General features: G+C 70.4%; 18 protein-coding genes. 15 read left to right on the forward strand and 3 right to left on the reverse strand.

Features of this window, described 5'->3' with window-relative positions; translation table 11 throughout:
* Positions 1-190: 190 nt before the first annotated feature.
* From pyrR to MUY22_RS27030, 15 genes are all read left to right on the forward strand, one after another.
* Positions 191-793: a bifunctional pyr operon transcriptional regulator/uracil phosphoribosyltransferase PyrR gene (gene pyrR / locus MUY22_RS26960; protein ID WP_256474682.1), complete on the forward strand. Its 603-nt coding sequence runs from the start codon at positions 191-193 to the stop codon at positions 791-793.
* Positions 790-1,722 carry an aspartate carbamoyltransferase catalytic subunit gene (locus MUY22_RS26965; protein ID WP_247049135.1) on the forward strand — a complete coding sequence of 311 codons (933 nt, stop codon included), beginning with the start codon at positions 790-792 and terminating at the stop codon, positions 1,720-1,722. The genes pyrR and MUY22_RS26965 overlap by 4 nt, the downstream gene beginning before the upstream one ends.
* Positions 1,719-3,005: a dihydroorotase gene (locus MUY22_RS26970; RefSeq protein WP_247049136.1), complete on the forward strand. Its 1,287-nt coding sequence runs from the start codon at positions 1,719-1,721 to the stop codon at positions 3,003-3,005. The genes MUY22_RS26965 and MUY22_RS26970 overlap by 4 nt, the downstream gene beginning before the upstream one ends.
* The gene (locus tag MUY22_RS26975; RefSeq protein ID WP_247049137.1) at positions 3,005-3,499 is read left to right on the forward strand and encodes a transporter; all 495 of its coding nucleotides are present in this window, start codon (positions 3,005-3,007) and stop codon (positions 3,497-3,499) included. Before MUY22_RS26970 ends, MUY22_RS26975 begins: the two co-directional genes overlap by 1 nt.
* Positions 3,496-4,617, forward strand: coding sequence for a glutamine-hydrolyzing carbamoyl-phosphate synthase small subunit (gene carA / locus MUY22_RS26980; RefSeq protein ID WP_247049138.1), 1,122 nt, complete (start codon positions 3,496-3,498; stop codon positions 4,615-4,617). Before MUY22_RS26975 ends, carA begins: the two co-directional genes overlap by 4 nt.
* Entirely contained in the window at positions 4,614-5,771 is a 1,158-nt protein-coding gene (locus MUY22_RS26985; protein ID WP_247049139.1) for an AAA family ATPase, read from the forward strand. The genes carA and MUY22_RS26985 overlap by 4 nt, the downstream gene beginning before the upstream one ends.
* A complete protein-coding gene (locus MUY22_RS26990; protein WP_247049140.1) occupies positions 5,768-6,379 on the forward strand; it encodes a DUF4276 family protein in 612 nt (203 codons plus the stop codon). The genes MUY22_RS26985 and MUY22_RS26990 overlap by 4 nt, the downstream gene beginning before the upstream one ends.
* Positions 6,379-9,693 (forward strand): carbamoyl-phosphate synthase large subunit, encoded by a 3,315-nt coding sequence (carB, locus tag MUY22_RS26995; RefSeq protein ID WP_247049141.1) that lies wholly within the window; start codon positions 6,379-6,381, stop codon positions 9,691-9,693. The genes MUY22_RS26990 and carB overlap by 1 nt, the downstream gene beginning before the upstream one ends.
* A complete protein-coding gene (gene pyrF, locus MUY22_RS27000; RefSeq protein WP_247049142.1) occupies positions 9,690-10,538 on the forward strand; it encodes an orotidine-5'-phosphate decarboxylase in 849 nt (282 codons plus the stop codon). Before carB ends, pyrF begins: the two co-directional genes overlap by 4 nt.
* A 107-nt stretch (positions 10,539-10,645) precedes the next feature.
* Positions 10,646-10,963, forward strand: a complete 318-nt coding sequence (mihF, locus tag MUY22_RS27005; RefSeq protein ID WP_013224622.1) for an integration host factor, actinobacterial type — start codon at positions 10,646-10,648, stop codon at positions 10,961-10,963.
* Positions 10,960-11,628: a guanylate kinase gene (gene gmk / locus MUY22_RS27010; protein ID WP_247049143.1), complete on the forward strand. Its 669-nt coding sequence runs from the start codon at positions 10,960-10,962 to the stop codon at positions 11,626-11,628. Before mihF ends, gmk begins: the two co-directional genes overlap by 4 nt.
* Positions 11,625-11,894, forward strand: coding sequence for a DNA-directed RNA polymerase subunit omega (gene rpoZ, locus MUY22_RS27015; protein ID WP_005152353.1), 270 nt, complete (start codon positions 11,625-11,627; stop codon positions 11,892-11,894). Before gmk ends, rpoZ begins: the two co-directional genes overlap by 4 nt.
* Positions 11,887-13,107: a bifunctional phosphopantothenoylcysteine decarboxylase/phosphopantothenate--cysteine ligase CoaBC gene (gene coaBC, locus MUY22_RS27020; protein ID WP_247049144.1), complete on the forward strand. Its 1,221-nt coding sequence runs from the start codon at positions 11,887-11,889 to the stop codon at positions 13,105-13,107. The genes rpoZ and coaBC overlap by 8 nt, the downstream gene beginning before the upstream one ends.
* A gap of 93 nt (positions 13,108-13,200) precedes the next feature.
* Positions 13,201-14,403: a methionine adenosyltransferase gene (gene metK / locus MUY22_RS27025; protein WP_247064149.1), complete on the forward strand. Its 1,203-nt coding sequence runs from the start codon at positions 13,201-13,203 to the stop codon at positions 14,401-14,403.
* Between the two features lie 116 nt (positions 14,404-14,519).
* Positions 14,520-16,637: a primosomal protein N' gene (locus MUY22_RS27030; protein WP_247049145.1), complete on the forward strand. Its 2,118-nt coding sequence runs from the start codon at positions 14,520-14,522 to the stop codon at positions 16,635-16,637.
* On the opposite strand, the gene MUY22_RS27035 is transcribed toward MUY22_RS27030, so the two are convergent.
* Genes MUY22_RS27035 through MUY22_RS27045 form a run of 3 tightly spaced genes read right to left on the reverse strand, consistent with a single transcriptional unit; the run spans position 16,634 to position 20,498 of the window.
* Complete coding sequence (locus MUY22_RS27035) at positions 16,634-17,803, reverse strand: hypothetical protein (protein WP_247049146.1); 1,170 nt, start codon at positions 17,801-17,803, stop codon at positions 16,634-16,636. The two genes, MUY22_RS27030 and MUY22_RS27035, sit on opposite strands and share 4 nt — an antisense overlap.
* Positions 17,800-19,677: a hypothetical protein gene (locus tag MUY22_RS27040; RefSeq protein WP_247049147.1), complete on the reverse strand. Its 1,878-nt coding sequence runs from the start codon at positions 19,675-19,677 to the stop codon at positions 17,800-17,802. The genes MUY22_RS27035 and MUY22_RS27040 overlap by 4 nt, the downstream gene beginning before the upstream one ends.
* A complete protein-coding gene (locus MUY22_RS27045; RefSeq protein ID WP_247049148.1) occupies positions 19,674-20,498 on the reverse strand; it encodes a hypothetical protein in 825 nt (274 codons plus the stop codon). Before MUY22_RS27045 ends, MUY22_RS27040 begins: the two co-directional genes overlap by 4 nt.
* Positions 20,499-20,547 lie beyond the last annotated feature (49 nt).

The following is a 20,547-nucleotide window of genomic DNA, read 5'->3' on the forward strand; positions in this document are numbered from 1 at the left end:
GAGAGTCGAATACTCAGAGTAATGGTTACGCATTGTTGTCACCAGGTCAAGCAGCAGCTTGTCGCGAATCACGCCACACCACCCGTAAGGCTGAGCAAAGTGCCTGCTACTGTCGGTGCGAAAGCCCCGACCAGCAGGGGAACAGACGTCCTTTAAGGACCCGTCCGGTGAGGCGGGGAAGGAGTCCGCAGTGTCGTCACGACCCCGTGACGCGGCTGGTTCGGCCGGGGAGCGCGAGCTCCTGACGGCCGGCGACGTCGCGCGCACGATCGCCCGAATGGCCCATCAGGTCATCGAAAAGACCGCGAACGGTGCGGAAAGCACTACCCCGCCCGTGTTGCTGGGAATTCCCACCCGCGGCACCCCCCTCGCGACCCGCCTCGCCGGCAAGATCGGCGAGTTCTCCGGAGTACGCCCGCCGACCGGCGCCCTCGACGTCACCCTCTACCGGGACGACCTGCGCCGCCGCCCGCCCCGCGCGCTCGAGCAGACGCAGCTGCCGCCCGGCGGGATCGACGACCGGGTGGTGATCCTGGTCGACGACGTCCTGTTCTCCGGCCGCACGATCCGGGCCGCGCTCGATGCCCTCCGTGATCACGGCCGCCCCCGCGCGGTGCAGCTGGCGGTGCTCGTCGACCGAGGTCACCGTGAGCTGCCGATCCGCGCGGACTACGTCGGCAAGAACGTGCCCACCGCCCGCACCGAGGGCGTGTCGGTCCTGCTGGCGGAGATCGACGGCCGCGACTCGGTGCTGCTCCGCGCAAGCGAAGAAGTCCCTGGAGAAGATTCGTGAAGCACCTGCTCGCCACGGACGGGCTCGACCCGGCGCTGGCCACGGCCGTGCTGGACACGGCCGACGAGCTGAAGCACACGCTGCTCGGCCGCGAGGTCAAGAAGCTGCCGACGCTGCGCGGCCGCACCGTGATCACCCTGTTCTACGAGAACTCGACGCGCACCCGGGTGTCGTTCGAGATCGCCGGGAAGTGGATGAGCGCCGACGTGATCAACGTCTCGGCGTCCAGCTCCTCGGTCAACAAGGGGGAGTCCCTGCGGGACACGGCGCTGACGCTGGCCGCCGCGGGCGCCGACTGCGTGATCGTCCGGCACCCCGCCAGCGGCGCGGCCCAGCGGCTGTCGGAGTGGCTGGCCGAGCCCGGCACGTCGGTGGTCAACGCCGGCGACGGCACCCACGAGCACCCGACCCAGGCGCTGCTCGACGCGGCGACGCTGCGGGAGCGGCTCGGGTCCTTGAAGGACCGTCGCATCGCGATCGTCGGCGACGTGCTGCACAGCCGCGTCGCCCGCTCGAACCTGCACCTGCTTTCGGCCCTGGGCGCGGAAGTGGTGCTCGTCGCGCCGCCGACGTTGCTGCCCTACGGCGTCGAAAGCCTGCCGGTGACCGTCTCGCACGACCTCGACGCCGAGCTGCCCGCGGTCGACGCGGTGATGATGCTCAGGGTCCAGGCCGAACGGATGCACGGCGGGTTTTTTCCGAGCGCACGTGAGTACTCGATCGCCTACGGCCTTTCGGAACGGCGGCAGAAGCTGCTGCCGGACCACGCGGTCGTGCTGCACCCCGGCCCGATGCTGCGCGGGATGGAGATCGCGAGCGCGGTCGCCGACTCCCCGGCCTCGGCCATCACCGAGCAGGTCCGCAACGGCGTGCACGTCCGGATGGCGGTCCTCTACCACCTCTTGGCCAGTGAAGGAGCCGCCGCGTGAGCACCGTGATCAAGGGCGCCCGGCCCTACGGCGAGGGTGATCCCGTCGACGTCCTCGTCGAGGACGGCGTGATCACCGCGATCGGCGCCGTGGACGTCCCCGAAGACGCCGAAATCATCGAAGCCGCGGGCCAGGTTCTGCTGCCGGGCTTCGTCGACCTCCACACCCACCTGCGCGAGCCCGGCCGCGAGGACACCGAGACGATCGACTCCGGCTCGGCCGCGGCGGCGCTCGGTGGCTACACCGCGGTGTTCGCCATGGCCAACACCGACCCGGTCGCCGACAACGCCGTGATCGTCGAGCACGTGTGGCGGCGCGGGCAGGAGGTCGGCCTGGTCGACGTCCACCCGGTCGGCGCCGTCACCGTCGGGCTCAAGGGCGAGCGGCTCGCCGAGCTCGGCACGATGGCGGCGTCGCAGGCGCGGGTGAAGGTGTTCTCCGACGACGGCCTCTGCGTCGCGGACCCGCTGCTGATGCGCCGCGCGCTGGAGTACTCGACCGCGCTGGACGTCGTCATCGCGCAGCACGCCGAGGAGCCGCGGCTGACCGTCGGCGCCCAGGCGCACGAGGGCGAGCAGGCCGCGCGGCTGGGCTACACCGGCTGGCCCGCCGCGGCGGAGGAGTCCATCGTGGCGCGCGACTGCCTGCTCGCGCTGCACGCCAACGCGCGGCTGCACGTCTGCCACGTGTCCACTTCGGGCACCGCGGACGTGCTGCGCTGGGCCAAGGACCGCGGCACGAAGGTGTCGGCCGAGGTCACGCCCCACCACCTGCTGCTCACCGACGAGCGCCTGGCGACCTACGACCCGGTGAACAAGGTGAACCCGCCGCTGCGTACCCAATCGGACGCCGAGAAGCTGCGGGCGGCGCTGGCGGAGGGCGTCATCGACTGCGTCGCCACCGACCACGCCCCGCACGCGGTGCAGGACAAGGACACGGAATGGGCGGCCGCGCGGCCGGGCATGCTCGGGCTGCAGACGGCACTGTCCATCGTGGCCGAGACGATGGTCCGCACCGGGCTGCTCGACTGGCGCGGCGTCGCCCGCGTCATGAGCGAGCGGCCGGCCGAGATCGGGAACCTGGCCGACCACGGCCGGCCGATCGCGGTGGGCGAGCCGGCGAACCTGGCCCTGGTCGACCCGGACGCCGAGTGGACGGTCCGGGGTGCCGAGCTGGCCAGCATCGCGGCCAACACCCCGTACGAGGGAATGCGGCTGCCCAGCGTGGTGACCGCGACGCTGCTGCGCGGGCGGGTCACCGCCCGGGACGGGAAGATCTGCTGATGGAACGCCTGTGGCTGGTGCTGGCGATCGTCGCCTTCTTCCTGCTGTGCCTGTGGGGCATGTACCTCGGCTGGCGCCGCAAAGCGCGCTCGCAGAGCGTGCGGGTGCCGCCGTTCGAGCAGATCCCCGCCGAGCCCGGCGAGGTCCTGCTCGAATCCACCGGCGTCTACATCGCGACGACGATCGCGGGGGAGTGGCAGAACCGGGTCGTCACCCGCGGCGCCGGCTTGCGCTCCGGCGCGGTCTGGCGGCTGCACGAAAGCGGCGTCGCGGTCGAACGCGGCGGCGCCCCCGACTTCTGGATCCCGCGCGACGCCGTCACCGGGGTCAGGCAGGACTCGAAGATCGCCGGGAAGGTGATGGGCACCGACGCCCTGCTGGTCATCACCTGGCGCGCCGGCGAAACCGAGCTCGACACCGGTTTCCGCGGTGACGAACTCGACGACTACCCACACTGGATCGAAGAGCTGAAGATCAAGGGAGGTGCCCAGTGAACGCGCGCGCTCAGGCCGCACTGGTGCTCGAAGACGGCCGGGTGTTCCGCGGCGCGGCGTACGGCGCGCGGGGGCGGAGCCTCGGCGAGGCGGTGTTCTGCACCGGGATGACCGGCTACCAGGAGACGCTGACCGACCCGTCCTACCACGGGCAGATCGTGGTGCAGACCGCGCCGCAGATCGGCAACACCGGCTGGAACGACGAGGACGACGAGTCGGCGAAGATCTGGGTCAACGGCTACGTGGTGCGCGACCCCGCGCGCACGCCGTCCAGCTGGCGCTCTCGCCGGACGCTGGACGAGGAGCTGGTGAACCAGGGGATCGTCGGCATCGCCGAGGTCGACACCCGCTCGCTGACGCGGCACCTGCGCGAGCTCGGCGCGATGCGCGCCGGGGTGTTCTCCGGTGACGCGCTGGGCACCGTCGAGGAGATGGTCGCCGAGGTCCTCGCGAGCCCGAAGATGGAGGGCGCGGACCTGGCCGGCCAGGTCTCGACGCCTCAGCCGTACGTGGTCTCGCCTGCGGGGGAGACGCGCTTCCGGGTGGTGGCGCTGGACCTGGGCATCAAGTCCAACACCCCGCGCCAGATGGTGGCTCGCGGCATCGAGGTGCACGTGCTGCCCTCCACGTCTTCTTTGGAGGACGTCCTGGCGGTCGAGCCGGACGGCGTGTTCCTCTCCAACGGCCCGGGCGACCCGGCCACGACGGTGCACGCCACCGAGCTGACCAAGCAGGTCCTCGGCCGCGAGATCCCGCTGTTCGGCATCTGCTTCGGCAACCAGGTCCTGGGCCGCGCGCTCGGCCTGGGCACGTACAAGATGCGCTACGGCCACCGCGGCATCAACATCCCGGTGATCGACGTCGTGACCAAGCGGGTGGCGATCACCGCGCAGAACCACGGCTTCGCCCTCGAAGGCGAGCCGGGGCAGCGCTTCGAGTCGCCTTTCGGCGCGGCCCAGGTAAGCCACTACTGCGCGAACGACGGCGCGGTCGAGGGCCTGCGGGCGTTCGACGTCCCGGCGTTCTCGGTGCAGTACCACCCCGAAGCCGCGGCCGGCCCGCACGACGCGGCGCCCCTGTTCGACGATTTCGTGACGCTCATGGAGAAGCGGTCGTGACGCTGACGACCGGCATCGAGCGGCTCCGGATCCGGAACTACCGGGTACTCCGGGACGTCGAGCTGGACGGCCTGACGGCGGTGACGGCGCTGCTGGGCCCGAACGGCAGCGGAAAGTCCACGGTCTTCGACGCCCTGGACTTCCTGGCCGAGTCGCTCCGTGGCGGGCTCCGCTCGACATGGGACGAGCGCGGGGGTGCCACCGACATCGTTACTCACGGCGCGGCCGGTCCCGTCGAGATCGAACTGACCTGCCGCATCGTGAACGCGGTGGGTGTGTACCGGCTCGTCATCGAGCACGATGATGACGAGCCGGTCGTGGCGGAGGAGAAGCTGACCTGGCAGCCGGAGGGTGCCGAGGCTCCTTACGACCTACTGCGCTTCCAGCGGGGAGTGGGCGGAGTCGATCGTGCTTCCGCGTGGAAGACCTTCGACCTGTCCGGCCCCGACCTGCTCGGCGTGAGCGTGGTGAGCCAGCTCGCCGGCGACGCCGAGATCCAGAGATTCCACCGGTTCGTAACCGGGATTCGCCTCTCGGACCTGAATCTTGACGCAATGCGCAAAGGTGCGAGGGACGACAAGACGTCCCGGCTCAAGCCTGATGGCCAGAACGTGGGGGCCATCGTCCGGCGCCTCCGCGACGGGCTCCCTCGCGAATGGGAGGCCATCCGAGCTTCGCTGCGGAAATACGTCCCGGGATTCGAAGACATCGAACCGTTCCAGCAGGGCAACGGCGCCTGGATCGTTCGGTTGCGCGAGCAGGGCAAGGAAGACCTCATCGCCCCGGAGAACATCTCCGACGGCACGCTGCTGCTGCTCGGCTACCTGGTGGCCTTGCGCACGACTGCCTCGGTTCTTCTCATCGAGGAGCCGGAGAACCAGGTCCACCCGCGCCTCCACTATTCGCTCGCCGAAGACGCGCGCGGTGCGCGAGCCGACCAGGTCATCATCGCGACTCACGCGCCTCGCTTCGTCGATGCGTTGCGGCCGGACGAGGTCTGGACGTTCGACCGGGGACACGACGGCTACGCCGAGGTCAAACGAGCCTCCGACGAAGCGGGCGTCGTCCGCATGGTCGAGTCCGGGGGAGCACTCGGCGATCTGTGGACCGAGGGGTACTTCCGGTTCGGCGACCCGCTCGGGGAGCGCCCGTGACCGTTCTCGCTCCCAGCCGCCTCGAAGTGCTCGTCGAGGAACCGTCCGCGGAAGAGGCGCTGAAAACTCTTCTCCCGAAGATCGTTCCCGGTATCGCCTTCGAGATCATTCCCTTCAACGGGAAGAGCGATCTGCTGCGCAAGCTGCCCGTCCGGCTCCGGGACTACACGTACTACTGGGCCGAAACGGGCCTGCGGATCGTGGTCCTGCTCGACCGGGATGACGACGACTGCGCCGAGCTCAAGAACCGTCTTGTCGAGATCGCGCGCGAAGCGGGGCTGCCCGCTGACGCGACGCTGTTCCGCATCGTGATCGAGGAACTCGAAGCGTGGTTTCTCGGCGACGTGCCCGCGCTGCACGCGGCCTACCCCAAGGTGCCTCCGAGCCTGGGAAGCCAGACGAAGTTCCGCGACCCGGAGAACGTCTCCGGCGGTGCGTGGGAGGGCTTGGAGCACGTGCTGCAGAAGCACGGCTACCACCGGAAGGGCCTCCAGAAGGTCCGGGCGGCGAGCGAGATCGCGCCCCACATGGACATCGAGAACAACCGATCCAAGAGCTTTCAGGTCTTCCGCGACGGTCTGCGGCGCCTGGTGAAAGAAGGAAACTGATGCCGAAGAGGACGGACATCCAGCACGTGCTGGTGATCGGCTCCGGGCCGATCGTGATCGGGCAGGCCGCGGAGTTCGACTACTCCGGTACCCAGGCCTGCCGGGTGCTGCGCAGCGAAGGCCTGCGCGTGTCCCTGGTGAACTCGAACCCGGCCACCATCATGACCGACCCCGAGTTCGCCGACGCGACCTACATCGAGCCGGTGACGCCGGACTTCGTCGAGAAGGTCATCGCGGTGGAGCGGCCGGACGCGATCCTGGCCACCCTCGGCGGGCAGACGGCGCTCAACTGCGCCGTCGCGCTGCACGAGCGCGGGGTGCTCGCCAAGTACGGCGTCGAGCTGATCGGCGCCGACATCGACGCCATCCAGCGCGGTGAGGACCGGCAGAAGTTCAAGAACATCGTCGCCGAGGTCGGGGCCGAGACCCCGCGTTCCCGCGTCTGCACCACGATGGACGAGGTGCGCGACACCGTCGAGGAGCTGGGTCTCCCGGTGGTGATCCGGCCGAGCTTCACCATGGGCGGGCTCGGGTCCGGCATGGCGCACACGCCCGCGGACCTCGAGCGGCTCGCGTCCACCGGCCTCGACGAGTCGCCGGTCACCGAGGTGCTCATCGAGGAGAGCGTCCTCGGCTGGAAGGAGTACGAGCTCGAGCTGATGCGCGACCGCAGCGACAACGTCGTGGTCGTCTGCTCGATCGAGAACGTCGACGCGATGGGCGTGCACACCGGCGACTCGGTCACCGTCGCGCCGACGATGACCCTGACCGACCGCGAGTACCAGGTGATGCGCGACGTCGGCATCGACGTGCTGCGCGCGGTCGGCGTTGACACCGGCGGCTGCAACATCCAATTCGCGATCAACCCGGAAGACGGCCGGATGGTCGTCATCGAGATGAACCCGCGGGTGTCGCGCAGCTCCGCGCTGGCGTCGAAGGCGACCGGCTTCCCGATCGCCAAGATCGCCGCGAAGCTCGCCATCGGCTACACGCTCGACGAGATCACCAACGACATCACCAAGGCGACCCCGGCGGCGTTCGAGCCGACGCTGGACTACGTCGTCGTCAAGATCCCGCGGTTCGCCTTCGAGAAGTTCCCGGGCGCGGACCCGACGCTGACCACGACGATGAAGAGCGTCGGCGAGGCGATGTCGTTCGGCCGCAGCTTCCCCGAGGCGCTCGGCAAGGCGATGCGGTCGATCGAGACCAAGGCCACCGGGTTCTGGACGCTGCCCGACCCCGAAGGCGCCACGCTGGAGTCCACTTTGGACGCCCTGCGCGTGCCGCACGAGGGCCGCCTGTACGAAGTGGAACGCGCGCTGCGCCTGGGCGGCACCGTGCAGCAGGTGCACGAGGCCTCCGGCATCGACCCGTGGTTCATCGACCAGATCGCGCTCATCGGCGAGGTGGGCGCCGAAGTCCGCGACGCGCCCGTGCTGGACGGCGACCTGCTGCGCCGCGCCAAGCGCACCGGCCTGGCCGACCGCCAGATCGCCGCGCTGCGCCCGGAGCTGGCCGGCGAGGACGGCGTCCGCGCGCTGCGTCACCGCCTCGGCGTGCGGCCGGTGTTCAAGACCGTCGACACCTGCGCGGCCGAGTTCGCCGCGAACACGCCGTACCACTACTCGGCCTACGAGTCCGATCCCGACGCGCAGACCGAGGTCGCGCCGCAGACGGAGAAGCCGAAGGTGCTCATCCTCGGCTCCGGCCCGAACCGGATCGGCCAGGGCATCGAGTTCGACTACTCCTGCGTGCACGCGGCGATCGCGTTGCGGGAGGCCGGGTTCGAGGCCGTCATGGTCAACTGCAACCCGGAAACCGTGTCCACCGACTACGACACCTCGGACCGGCTGTACTTCGAGCCGCTGTCCTTCGAGGACGTCCTCGAGGTGGTGCACGCCGAGCAGGCGTCCGGCACGGTCGCCGGCGTGATCGTCCAGCTCGGCGGCCAGACCCCGCTCGGCCTGGCCAAGCGGCTCGCGGACGCCGGGGTGCCGGTGGTCGGGACGCCGCCGGAGGCGATCCACCTGGCCGAGGACCGCGGCGCGTTCGGCGAGGTGCTCAGCGAGGCCGGGCTGCCCGCGCCGCGCTACGGCACCGCGACGTCGTTCGAGGGCGCGAAGCGGATCGCCGACGAGATCGGCTACCCGGTGCTCGTGCGGCCGTCCTACGTCCTCGGCGGGCGCGGCATGGAGATCGTCTACGACGAGCAGACCCTCGCCGGCTACATCGGCCGCGCCACCGAGATCAACCCCGACCACCCGGTGCTCGTCGACCGGTTCCTCGACGACGCCATCGAGATCGACGTCGACGCGCTCTACGACGGCGAGGAGCTCTACCTCGGCGGCGTCATGGAGCACATCGAGGAGGCCGGGATCCACTCCGGCGACTCGTCGTGCGCGCTGCCGCCGATCACGCTCGGGCACACCGACCTCGAAGCCGTCCGCCGCTCCACGGAGGCGATCGCGCGCGGCGTCGGCGTCCGCGGGCTCCTCAATGTCCAGTACGCGCTCAAGGACGACGTCCTCTACGTCCTGGAGGCCAACCCGCGCGCGTCGCGGACGGTGCCGTTCGTGTCGAAGGCGACGGCGGTGCCGCTGGCCAAGGCCGCCGCGCTGATCATGACCGGCTCGACGATCAAGGACCTGCGCGGCAGCGGCGTGCTCCCGGCCGAGGGCGACGGCGGCCGGATGCCGGCCGACTCGCCGGTCGCGGTGAAGGAGGCCGTGCTGCCCTTCCACCGCTTCCGCACCCCCGAAGGCCACGGCGTCGACTCGCTGCTGGGCCCGGAGATGAAGTCCACCGGCGAGGTGATGGGCGTCGACGTCTCCTTCGGCAAGGCGTTCGCCAAGTCGCAGAGCGCGGCCTACGGTTCGCTGCCGACGTCCGGGCGCGTGTTCGTGTCGGTCGCCAACCGCGACAAGCGCTCGCTGGTGTTCCCGGTGAAGCGCCTGGCGGACCTCGGGTTCGAGATCCTCGCGACGTCGGGCACCGCGGAAGTGCTGCGGCGCAACGGAGTCGCCTGCACGGTGGTGCGCAAGCACTACGAGGGCTCCAGCGAGGCCGAGCCGAACATCGTCGACCTCATCCTCGCGGGCGGCGTCGAGATGGTCATCAACACGCCGTACGGCAACAGCGGCCCGCGGATCGACGGCTACGAGATCCGCACCGCCGCGGTGTCGCGCGACATCCCGTGCGTGACCACCGTGCAGGGCGCCGCGGCGGCCGTGCACGGCATCGAGGCGCTGATCCGGGGCGACATCGGGGTCAAGTCCCTGCAGGAGCTGCAGGCGGCGCTGAAGGCGAAGTCGTGAGCGCCCAGGAGAGGTTCGGGGCGCGGCTGGCGAAGGCCGTCGCGGCCCGCGGTCCGCTGTGCGCCGGGATCGACCCGCACCCGGGCCTCATCGAGGCCTGGGGGCTCCCGGTGGACGTCTCGGGCCTGGAACGGTTCGCGCTGTCCGCCACCGAGGTCCTGGCGGCGCACACGGCGATCGTGAAGCCGCAGTCGGCGTTCTTCGAAAGTTTCGGCGCCGCGGGTGTCCGGGTGCTGGAACGGGTGGTGGAAACGGCGCGCGAAGCCGGCGCGCTGGTGCTGCTGGACGTCAAGCGCGGCGACATCGGCTCCACGATGGCGGCCTACACGGCCGCGTACGTGGCCGACGGCGCGGCCATCGCGGCGGACGCGATCACCGTTTCGCCGTACCTCGGGTTCGGCTCTTTGGCCCAATGCGCGGAGACGGCGGTGTCCGCGGGGCGCGGCGTCTTCGTGCTTGCGCGAACTTCGAACCCGGAAGCGGCGGCCGTGCAGAACGCGCGGCTGCCCGACGGACGCACCGTGGCACAGGGAATCGTCGATTCCGCGGCGGCGTTCAACGACGGAGCGGAGCCGTTCGGCGATGTGGGCGTCGTCGTCGGCGCGACGGTTTCGCCGGGCGAACTCGATCTCTCGCGGCTCCACGGACCCGTGCTGGCGCCCGGTTTCGGGGCCCAGGGAGCCACTGTGGCCGATTTGCGGGCCCTTTTCGGCCCGGAACTGCCTGGTGTGTTGCCCGCATCGTCCCGTGACCTGCTGCGTCACGGACCGGAGCAACCCGCTTTGCGCCAAGCGGTCGAACGTGTCGCCGAACTGCTGGCCGACCCGCAGGAAAACGGCCAATAGCAGGCCTCGGAAGCGGGTCCCACCAGCCACCCCCGCATTGTGGCCGGTGCTCACGGGTGGGTACCGTCGCGTCACCCACCCAGATTTGAGAACTACCGGAGGAAAACGTGGCACTTCCCCAGCTGACAGAGGAACAGCGCGCTGCGGCGCTGGAGAAGGCCGCCGCTGCTCGCAAGATCCGTGCTGAGCTGAAGGAGCGGCTGAAGCGGGGCGGTACCACTCTGGTCGACGTGCTGAAGCAGGCCGAGGAGAACGAAGTCCTCGGCAAGATGAAGGTTTCGGCTCTGCTCGAGGCCCTTCCGGGCGTCGGCAAGGTCCGCGCTCAGCAGACCATGGAACGACTGGAGATCGCCCCCAGCCGTCGTCTCCGCGGCCTCGGCGACCGGCAGCGCAAGGCGCTGCTGGCCGAGTTCAGCGGCGAGTGAACGGCGCCGGTCGTGACTACCCGGTGAGCCGGGACGCCGACCGCGGCAGTGAGCCGGTGGCGGGGGACATCCCCCGGCACCGGCTCACCGTCGTATCGGGGCCGTCCGGGGTCGGGAAGTCGAGTGTGGTGGGCGAACTGCGGAAGCTGGAGCCCGACATCTACTTCAGCGTTTCGGTCACCACGCGCAAGCCGCGTCCCGGCGAGATCGACGGGGCGCACTACCACTTCGTCGATCGCGTCGAATTCGACGCGATGGTCGCCGAGGGCCGGCTGCTGGAATGGGCCGAGTTCGCGGGCAACTGCTACGGCACCCCGCGCGAGCCCGTCGAGAAGGCGCTCGCCGACGGCCGGCCGGCGATCCTGGAGATCGAACTCCAGGGGGCCCGTCAGGTCCGCGTGGCGATGCCGGAGGCCCGGCTCGTGATGCTGATGCCGCCGTCGTGGGAGGAACTGGTCGGCCGGCTCACCGGGCGCGGCACCGAGAGCGAGGCCGCGGTGCAGACCCGGCTGGCGGAAGCGGAGCGTGAGCTGGCCGCCGCCGGGGAGTTCGACGAGCGCCTCGTCAACGCCGACGTGCGAGAGGCCGCTGAGCACTTGCTAAGCTTGATTACCGGTGCGCAGTTTGCCGCCGGTAGACCAGAGGATTCGGAGCACCACGAGTGACGACTCAGGCGACCCTGCACGAAGAGCTCGAGGGCATCACCAACCCGCCGATCGACGACCTCCTCGAGAAGGTCAGCTCGAAGTACGCGCTGGTGATCTACTCGGCCAAGCGTGCCCGCCAGATCAACGACTACTACGCCCAGCTGGGCGAGGGCCTGCTCGAGTACGTCGGCCCGCTCGTCGAGCCGGGCCCGCGCGAGAAGCCGCTCTCGATCGCGCTGCGCGAGATCCACGGTGGCCTGCTCGAGCACACCGAGGGTGAGTAACCCCCGCGTCGTCCTGGGCGTGGGCGGCGGCATCGCCGCCTACAAGGCCTGTGAGGTCCTGCGCGGACTGACCGAATCCGGTCACGACGTCCGCGTGGTACCCACCGAAGCCGCGCTGAACTTCGTCGGCGCGGCCACCTTCGAAGCCCTCTCCGGCCACCCGGTGCACACCGGCGTGTTCACCGAGGTGCCCGAGGTGCAGCACGTCCGCGTCGGCAAGGAGGCCGACCTCGTCATCGTCGTCCCGGCCACCGCGAACCTGCTCGCGAAGGCCGCCCACGGCATCGCGGACGACCTGCTGACGAACACCCTGCTCACCGCCCGGTGCCCGATCGCCTTCTTCCCGGCGATGCACACCGAGATGTGGGAGCACCCGGCGACCCGCGACAACGTCGCGCTGCTGCGGTCCCGCGGCCTGGTGGTCGCCGAGCCCGACTCCGGCCGGCTGACCGGCGTCGACACCGGCAAGGGCCGGCTGGCGAACCCCGCCGAAATCGTCGATCTCGCCCGGCTGCTGCTGGCCAAACCCGGCGCCCTGCCGCGCGACCTCGAGGGCGTCCGCGTCGTCGTCTCAGCCGGTGGGACGCGGGAGCCGCTGGACCCGGTCCGCTACCTGGGCAACCGCTCGTCCGGCAAGCAGGGCTACGCGCTGGCCCGCGTCGCCGCGCAGCGCGGCGCCGAGGTCACCCTGGTCGCGGCGCACACGGTCGCGCTGCCGGACCCGGCGGGGAGCGCCGTGAAGCACGTGTCGACCGCCGAGGAGATGCGGGTCGCGGTGCACGAGGCGGCCGCTTCGGCCGACGTCGTCGTGATGGCCGCCGCCGTCGCCGACTTCCGGCCGGCGAACCGGGCCGAGGTCAAGATCAAGAAGTCCGACGACCGGCCGGACCCGGTCATCACCCTGGACCGCAACGCCGACATCCTCGCCGAGCTGGTGCGGAACCGGCGCCGCGGGCAGGTCGTCGTCGGCTTCGCCGCCGAGACCGGTGACGAGCACGGCAGCGTCCTCGACCACGCCCGCGTGAAGCTCAAGCGCAAGGGCGCCGACCTGCTGGTGGTCAACGCGGTCGGTGACGGCAAGGCGTTCGGCACCGAGGACAACTCGGGCTGGCTGCTGGCCGCCGACGGCACGGAAATCCCTATACCTCTGGCTCAGAAGTCGGAGCTCGCGTCCACCCTGTGGGACGCTGTGGTGGGCTTCATGAAGCATTGACTGTCCCCCGAGCGATAGTCAGTACGCTTGCACAGGTAAGGGGTGCCTAAGTTTCGGGGCATCCGACGACAAGGTGAGGAAGTGACGGCCACCGTGACCGCGTCTAGCAGCAGATTGTTCACCTCGGAGTCGGTGACCGAAGGGCACCCCGACAAGATTTGCGACGCCATCAGCGACTCGATCCTGGACGGGCTGCTGTCGAAGGACCCGCGCAGCCGCGTGGCGGTCGAGACTCTGATCACCACCGGTCAGGTTCACGTCGCCGGTGAGGTGACGACCGAGGCCTACGCCGACATCCCGACGATCGTGCGGGATGTGATCCTGCGGATCGGGTACGACTCGTCGGCGAAGGGGTTCGACGGCAACTCGTGTGGCGTCAACGTGGCGATCGGGTCGCAGTCGGCCGACATCGCCCAGGGCGTCGACACCGCGTACGAGTCGCGGGTCGAGTCGGATGAGGACGAGATCAACCGCCAGGGTGCGGGTGACCAGGGCCTGATGTTCGGGTACGCCTGCTCCGACACCCCGGAGCTGATGCCGCTGCCGATCGCGCTGGCGCACCGGCTGTCGAAGCGGCTGACCGCGGTCCGCAAGGACGGTGTGCTGCCGTACCTGCGTCCCGACGGCAAGACCCAGGTGACCATCGAGTACGCCGGTGACCAGCCGGTGCGGCTCGACACCGTGGTCGTGTCCTCGCAGCACGCCGACGGCATCGACCTGGACAAAATGCTCAGCGTCGACGTCAAGGAGCACGTCGTCGGCCCGGAGCTCGAAGACCTGGGCATCGACACCTCCAGCGCGCGGCTGCTGGTCAACCCGACCGGCCGCTTCGTCATCGGTGGTCCGATGGGTGACGCCGGCCTGACCGGCCGCAAGATCATCGTCGACACCTACGGCGGCATGGCCCGTCACGGTGGTGGCGCGTTCTCGGGCAAGGACCCGTCGAAGGTCGACCGTTCCGCCGCGTACGCGATGCGCTGGGTGGCGAAGAACGTCGTCGCCGCCGGGCTGGCAACGCGCACTGAGGTGCAGGTGGCGTACGCGATCGGCAAGGCGGCGCCGGTGGGTCTGTTCGTGGAGACGTTCGGGACGGAGACGGTGGACCCGTCGAAGATCCAGCAGGCCATCACCGAGGTCTTCGACCTGCGTCCGGCCGCGATCATCCGCGATCTGGACCTGCTGCGCCCGATCTACGCCCCGACCGCCGCGTACGGCCACTTCGGCCGTCCGGAACTGGGCCTGCCGTGGGAGAGCACCGCCCGCGCCGCGGACCTGAAGTCGGCCGCGGGAGCCTGATCCGTAGTGCCGTGAAGGGCACCTTCAGGGACAGATAACCCCTGAAGGTGCCCTTCACGGCGTTCTGGCGTCGGGGCTGTCGGAGTCTGTCAGTGGGGTCTGGTAGAGATCTCCGGGTGAGCAGTTCCGAGCCCGCCGCCCTCTGGGAGCTCCCCGAGGGGCCGCCGCCCGCCGCCGCGAAAGCCGCGGTGCCGTCGCGTGCCCGGAAGAAGCCGGCCAAGGCGCTGAAGCCGGGGGAGAAGGCGAAGGGCGCCCAGCAGCCCGCGCCCGAACGGTCCGTGGCGCGGATCGTCGTCGACATCCCACTGGCCCACCTCGACCGCACCTTCGACTACCGCGTGCCGGAGAAGCTGCACGAGACCGCGGTACCGGGCTGCCGGGTCCGCGTCCGGTTCGCCGGGCAGCTGGTCGACGGCTACCTCGTCGAACGCGCCGAAACGACCGACTACGGCAGCAAACTGGCCTTCCTCGACCGCGTCACCTCCGCCGAGCCGGTGCTGACGCCGTCGTTGCACGCCCTCTGCCGCGCGGTGGCCGACCGCTACGGCGGCACGCTCTCGGACGTCCTGCGGCTCGCGATCCCGCCACGGCACGCGAAAGTCGAAGGCGAGCCGCCCGCCCCGGCAGCCGCGTTCCCGGAGGCGCCCGACAGCACGGCCTGGGCGCGTTACCAGCGTGGCCCGGCGTTCCTGGAGGCGCTGGCCGAGGGGAAGCCCGCGAACGCCGTCTGGCAGGCCCTGCCGGGCGAAGACTGGCCGCGCCGGCTGGCCGAGGCCGCGGCGACCGCCGCCGCGGCCGGGCACGGCGCCGTGCTGGTCGTGCCGGACCACCGCGACCTGACGCGGGTGCACGAGGCGTGCGCGTCGCTCGTGGGCTCCGATGGCGTGGTCGCGCTGATCGCCGGGCTCGGCCCCGCCGAGCGGTACCGGCGCTGGCTCGCGGTGCTGCGCGGCGCGGTGCGGGTGGTGGTCGGTACGCGGGCGGCGATGTTCGCGCCGGTCGCCGAGCCCGGCCTGTTCGTGGTCTGGGACGACGGCGACGACCTGCACCTGGACCAGCACGCGCCGTACCCGCACGTCCGCGACGTGCTGATGGACCGCGCGCACACGGCGAAGGCGTCCCTGCTGGTGGGCGGTTTCGCCCGGACGGCCGAGGCGCAGCTGCTCGTCGAGTCGGGCTGGGCGGCCCCGGTCCTGGCGGACCGCACGGACCTGCGCGCGGCGGCCCCCCGCGTCACCCCGGTCGGCGAGGACTTCGACGTCGCCCGCGACGAAGCGGCCCGCGTCGCCCGCCTCCCGGCCGTCGCGTTCGAAGCGGCCCGCCAGGCGTTCGCGGCGGGCGTCCCGACGCTGATCCAGGTCCCGAGGCGCGGCTACGTACCGGGCCTGGCCTGCGGAAACTGCCGCACATCGGCCCACTGCCGCCGCTGCGCCGGCCCGTTGGCGTTGCCGGGAGGTTCGATCGACGGCCAGCCGAAACCGCCCGCGTGCCGCTGGTGCGGCGTCCCGGAAACGGCGTTCCGCTGCTCGGCGTGCGGTTCGGTCCGCCTGCGAGCGGTGATCGTCGGCGCGAAGCGCACGGCGGAGGAACTGGGCCGGGCGTTCCCCGGCATCCCGGTCCGCACGTCGGGCGCGTCCGAGGTGCTCGCTTCGGTGCCGGGCAAACCCGCACTGGTGGTGTGCACACCAGGAGCGGAACCGGTGGCCGAAGGCGGCTACGGCGCGGCATTGCTGCTGGACGGCTGGGCATTGCTGGGCCGCCAGGACCTCCGAGCAGGCGAGGAAACCCTCCGCCGCTGGATGGCCGCGGCGGCCTTGGTCCGCCCTTCTGCCCAGGGCGGCCGGATCATAGTCGGAGCCGAGGCGGGCATGGCGGTGGTCCAGGCCCTGGTCCGCTGGGACCCGGCATGGCACGCATCGCAGGAACTGGCCGAGCGCCGGGAACTGGGCTTCCCCCCGGCAATGCGCATGGCCAGCGTCGAGGGCACCCCGGACGCGGTGGCAGGCGTCCTGGACGACCTCCCGTTACCTCCCTCCGGCGAAGTCTTGGGCCCGGTCCCGCTGGGCGAGGTGGACGAGGAGGGCAACGCGGAGCGAGAGCGAGCGCTGGTCCGGGTCTCCCGCAGCGAAGGCAAAGCCTTGGCCACGGCAATCCACGCAGCCGCAGCCCGGCGCGACGCGCGAAAGGCCACAGAACCGATCCGCATCCAGCTGGACCCGATGGAACTCATTTAGCCACCGGCGCCCCAGTCCCGGTTCTCGTTCGCGTCCGGATCGCCGTCGAAGAAAGCGCCTTGGGCGTGCGATGAGTTGGTTCCATTCTCCGGTTCGTCCGCGTCGATCGTCCGGTAGCTCTCGCGTACCCGCTGCGCCTTGTCGGAGTGGCCGTGCTGTTCGACGAGATCGGCGAGCTGGTGCCCGAACAAGCCGTTGTCGGCGTCCTCGGGATCAGGCAGCAGATCGGCGTGGACGGCCGGGGGTTCGGTCATCTGCTCGGCGTCTTCGACCGTGAAAGCCGGTTCTGGCGGGCTGAACGGCGGCGTGAAGAACGCCGGTGCAGGGGCCGGCTCACGCAGGTGTTCCGGCAGCAGGTGCCGGAACAGCTCGTCCACCTCGGCATTGTTGGCGGCCGCGGACAACCGCGCCAAGGTTCCGATGAGGTCGACCGTCTCGCGCACGTTCTCGTCGGTGCGCGCGAGCCACCACACCACGGTGCTGCCGACGCTGGTCAGCACCTCGTCGCCCAGATAGGCACGCATCATCCGCTGGTGCTCGATCTGCCGCTCCTGCACCTGCTGCTGCCGGCGCAGCGCGTCCAGTGTCCGGAGATGTTCGCGATGCTCTTGGCCGACACCGGCCTTCACGTCGGTCGCCCAGACGGACAGCAGCCCGTCGGGACTGGTGGCGGGCTGCCCGAGCGAAGCCGCCAGTGCATGGAGGACGGTGTCGTCTTCCGGGTGGTGCATTCGGCTGATCTGCTGGGCTCGCTGCACCACCGCTGCCGCGGCTATCGCAGCCTGGTCGGTGTGGCTGTCGAATGGCCGGGCAGTGGCCGGGCCCCAGTGCACTGTGCAGCCGAACCTGAACGGGATGCCGTCCAGCGAACTGGGCAGCGATCCGGAGGATACCTCGTGACTCGGTGGCGCCACAGGGGCCGGAGGCGGCGGTGGCGGGGGCGCTTGTTGAGCTGCCATCTGCCGCCGGTACTCGGTTTCGGCGCGGAGCTCCGCTTGCTCGCGGTGGTCGTACCAACCGCGCAGCACGAGCAGCGTGATGACGAGCGCGCCCGTCATCAGCACTATGGTCAGCCACAAAGGCCAGTCGGCGGCGAGGCCGGCGCCCAGCGGCACGAGCAGAGCGCCGGCAATGACGGCGATCGCACCGGTGGTGTTCTTGTTCATGCTTCTCCTCGGCGTGCAGCGGTCATTCGAGTGTCGATGTGGTGCTGGAGGGCGAGTGCACTGCGCAGACGGGCTTCGCGGGACTCTTCGTCCGCGGTCCGAACCTGGTCGCGAGCGAACGCGTAGAGCCGGCTGAGCAAGCGAACTTGTTGGTCGCAGGCCTCGACGAGCAGAAGTGGGTGTTCGGCAAGCCAGGCCCGGACCGGCTCCTCGGGCAGCGTTCCGATGCCTTCGGCCATCAAGGGCCGCCAGAGCGACAGCAGGTGGTTTCTCGTTCTGTCACCCGCTGCCACCCAGCCGGGGACGCGCAGTCCCAGCAGGATCGCCCGGTCGGGCGGATGCGGAACGACAGTGGCCAATCGGTGGATCAGCCAACGTTCGAAGTTTCGCCGGTAGACCAGTTCGAGCAGGCGTTCGCGCGCGAGGTCTCGCACCGACGCGTCGTCGCTGCGGGTGAAGTAGTGCAGCCGCACCATCGCCTGGATCGGCCGTGCCGGGGCGATCGTCACGGTGCACGCTTCGATCATCACCGTGGCGAATCCGGCCGGTGTATGGGATTTCCGCGCCCAGTCGTAGACGAACCGCCGGAACTCCGGCGCCCGGGTGTCGTCGCGCAAGCCGGCGTCGAGCACCTGGAGCGCGAGGGGTTTCGGACCGGCGCCCTCCGACCAGCGACGAGCCAGTGCATACAGGGGCTCGATCGGTCCGGTCGCCAGGGCATGCTCGGCGAAGTATTCAACGAGGCCCGTGGCGGATCCCATGTCGAGCCGGGGCGCCACATGCGCTACCCAATCGGACACCTGGCCGCGCAGATCGGGGAAGTACGTCCAGAAGTGCGCTCGGACCGCCTTGTCCAGAGCCAGCTCCGTGAACGCGACATCCCTGCGCCCGTCCACGTGGAGCTTGACCTTCTCCATTCGCTCCGCGAGGTAGCTGCCACCGAGGCTGTGCCGTTCCTCTCGAGGAGGTTTCACGATCGTCGTGAAGGCGCTTTCGGCTGCCACCATGTCGTCCAGGGACGCCCCGGGAAGGAACGCCGCGACCACCAGCAACGCGCGCAGCGTGGGATCCTGGTGTTCGCGGAACAGCAAAGCGGCTTGGTGCCCGCGCCCGACATGGGCCGCGACTGCTTCGCGCATCCAATCGGCGAGCGTGTCGCGGGCGCCGCGTCGAGCCGCCTCGGCGGTCAGGAAAGCGAGGTCGGCCACCTCTCGCACCGGAGACCCGGCCAAGTACGGCTCGAGGTTGTCGGGTACCTGGAACGTGGTGGGCAGCGGGATGGCTTCCGCCGACAGGCAGGCCTCGAATACGTCCCTGCCGGGCGGACGCCCGATGGACTTGACCATGGCCGCGTTCCACTCGGGCAGCAGCGCGCGTTGCTCACCCCGGACTACGACGGCGAACCGGGCGTCCTGATGGTCGACAGCATGCCGGAAAGCCTCCAGATCGCGGCGGAGGTCGCGGACGTGCTGGTCGTCCGTACGAGTCAAGTCGAGCAACAGCCGCTCGCCCGGCCTGATCTCGGCCGGGTCGAGGGGACGCTCGTCGTCCTCGGCGCGGTCGGGCAGTTCGCGGAGCCGTCCGGCGTCCAAGGTCGCGTTGTCGGTGAGGGCCATCAGCGCGGCAGTCCGGCGCCCGGCACCGTCGGGGCCGGTGACGACGATCGTGCGGTGCTCGCCGAACAGCGGTCCGTGCGGCGCTTCCGGGCTGACGTAACGCGCGGCGAGCCAGGCGATGTGTTCGTCCGACACGAACCGGTCGGCGCGCCGGCGCCGGAATCCCGCTGCGTAAAAGGTGATGTGCTGATCCCCGGAGCCGCCGTGCAGGAACCCCGGACCACCGCCGGTGTCGACGGTGTTCCGCGGGGCGGTCATGGCCGGTGGTGGTCGTCGCGGGGCGCGGGGGCGTGGTAGTTCTGGTCGCCGGTGCCGCCGTGGAGGAACCCGGGCCCTCCGTGGGTGTTGACCGTGTTCTGCGGTCCGGAGCCGGTCGAAGTTGCTTCGCCGTTCTGCTGGTCGTGGGCCACCGCCCCCGTGTCCGCCGGGTCGGAGACTCGCGGGAGGAAGCCGTCGCGGAGCAGGTCGCCGCTGGGGGAGGGCACGCGGAGGTAGCCGATGCCCCGGTGCTTCTTGACCTCGACCGGTGCGGGGACGTAGTGCTCGGGCGCGTCCGCGGCGTACCCCGACAGCACCGCGTCGTGGTACGCCTGTTCCGAGACGATGGCCGCCACGCGGGTCATCGGCCCGGAGCGGTTGAGGAGCTCGCGGACCGGTCCGGCGTCGAGCAGCCGGTGCGTTTCGATGCGCGCCGTCCCGCTTCCTTCGCTGAGCAGATCGGCTCCCGAGTCGGTGACCGGTCCGATGTGGACGCTGACGCGCATCCGCAGCGGGACCGGGTCGGCGTGCACTTCGCTGCGGTAGACGAGTTCTTCCTGCAGTGCCGCGAGGAAGGGGTTCAGCAGGAACGGGAGCATCGTGGACGGGAGGCCGAGCGCGTAGCCGTCGCCGGTGCCGAAACCGAATCGCTGTCGGTGCCAGATCTCGCTGAGCCCGCAACGCTGGAACGCCGAACAGAGGATCGTGGGTATCGCGTCGGTGATCCGGGCGTGGTCCTTGGCCAGTACACCGCTGAAGTCGCGGATGTCGACGGCGAGCAGGGCTCGGTAGGGCGGTAGTTCTGCGGCTGCTGGCGTCACGGCGAACTCCTCGTAGTCGGGCTGCGAACACGAGGGTGCCGACAAACGG

It is taken from the genome of Amycolatopsis sp. WQ 127309, assembly GCF_023023025.1.
Lineage (GTDB): Bacteria > Actinomycetota > Actinomycetes > Mycobacteriales > Pseudonocardiaceae > Amycolatopsis.

What these genes read in the sequence shown, in the direction of transcription:
- MUY22_RS26975 (WP_247049137.1), top strand. Translation starts at nt 3,005, where the DNA reads ATGGAACGCCTGTGGCTGGTGCTGGCGATCGTCGCCTTCTTCCTGCTG.
- carB (WP_247049141.1), top strand. Translation starts at nt 6,379, where the DNA reads ATGCCGAAGAGGACGGACATCCAGCACGTGCTGGTGATCGGCTCCGGG.
- MUY22_RS27035 (WP_247049146.1), bottom strand. Translation starts at nt 17,803, where the DNA reads ATGAACAAGAACACCACCGGTGCGATCGCCGTCATTGCCGGCGCTCTG.
- MUY22_RS27040 (WP_247049147.1), bottom strand. Translation starts at nt 19,677, where the DNA reads ATGACCGCCCCGCGGAACACCGTCGACACCGGCGGTGGTCCGGGGTTC.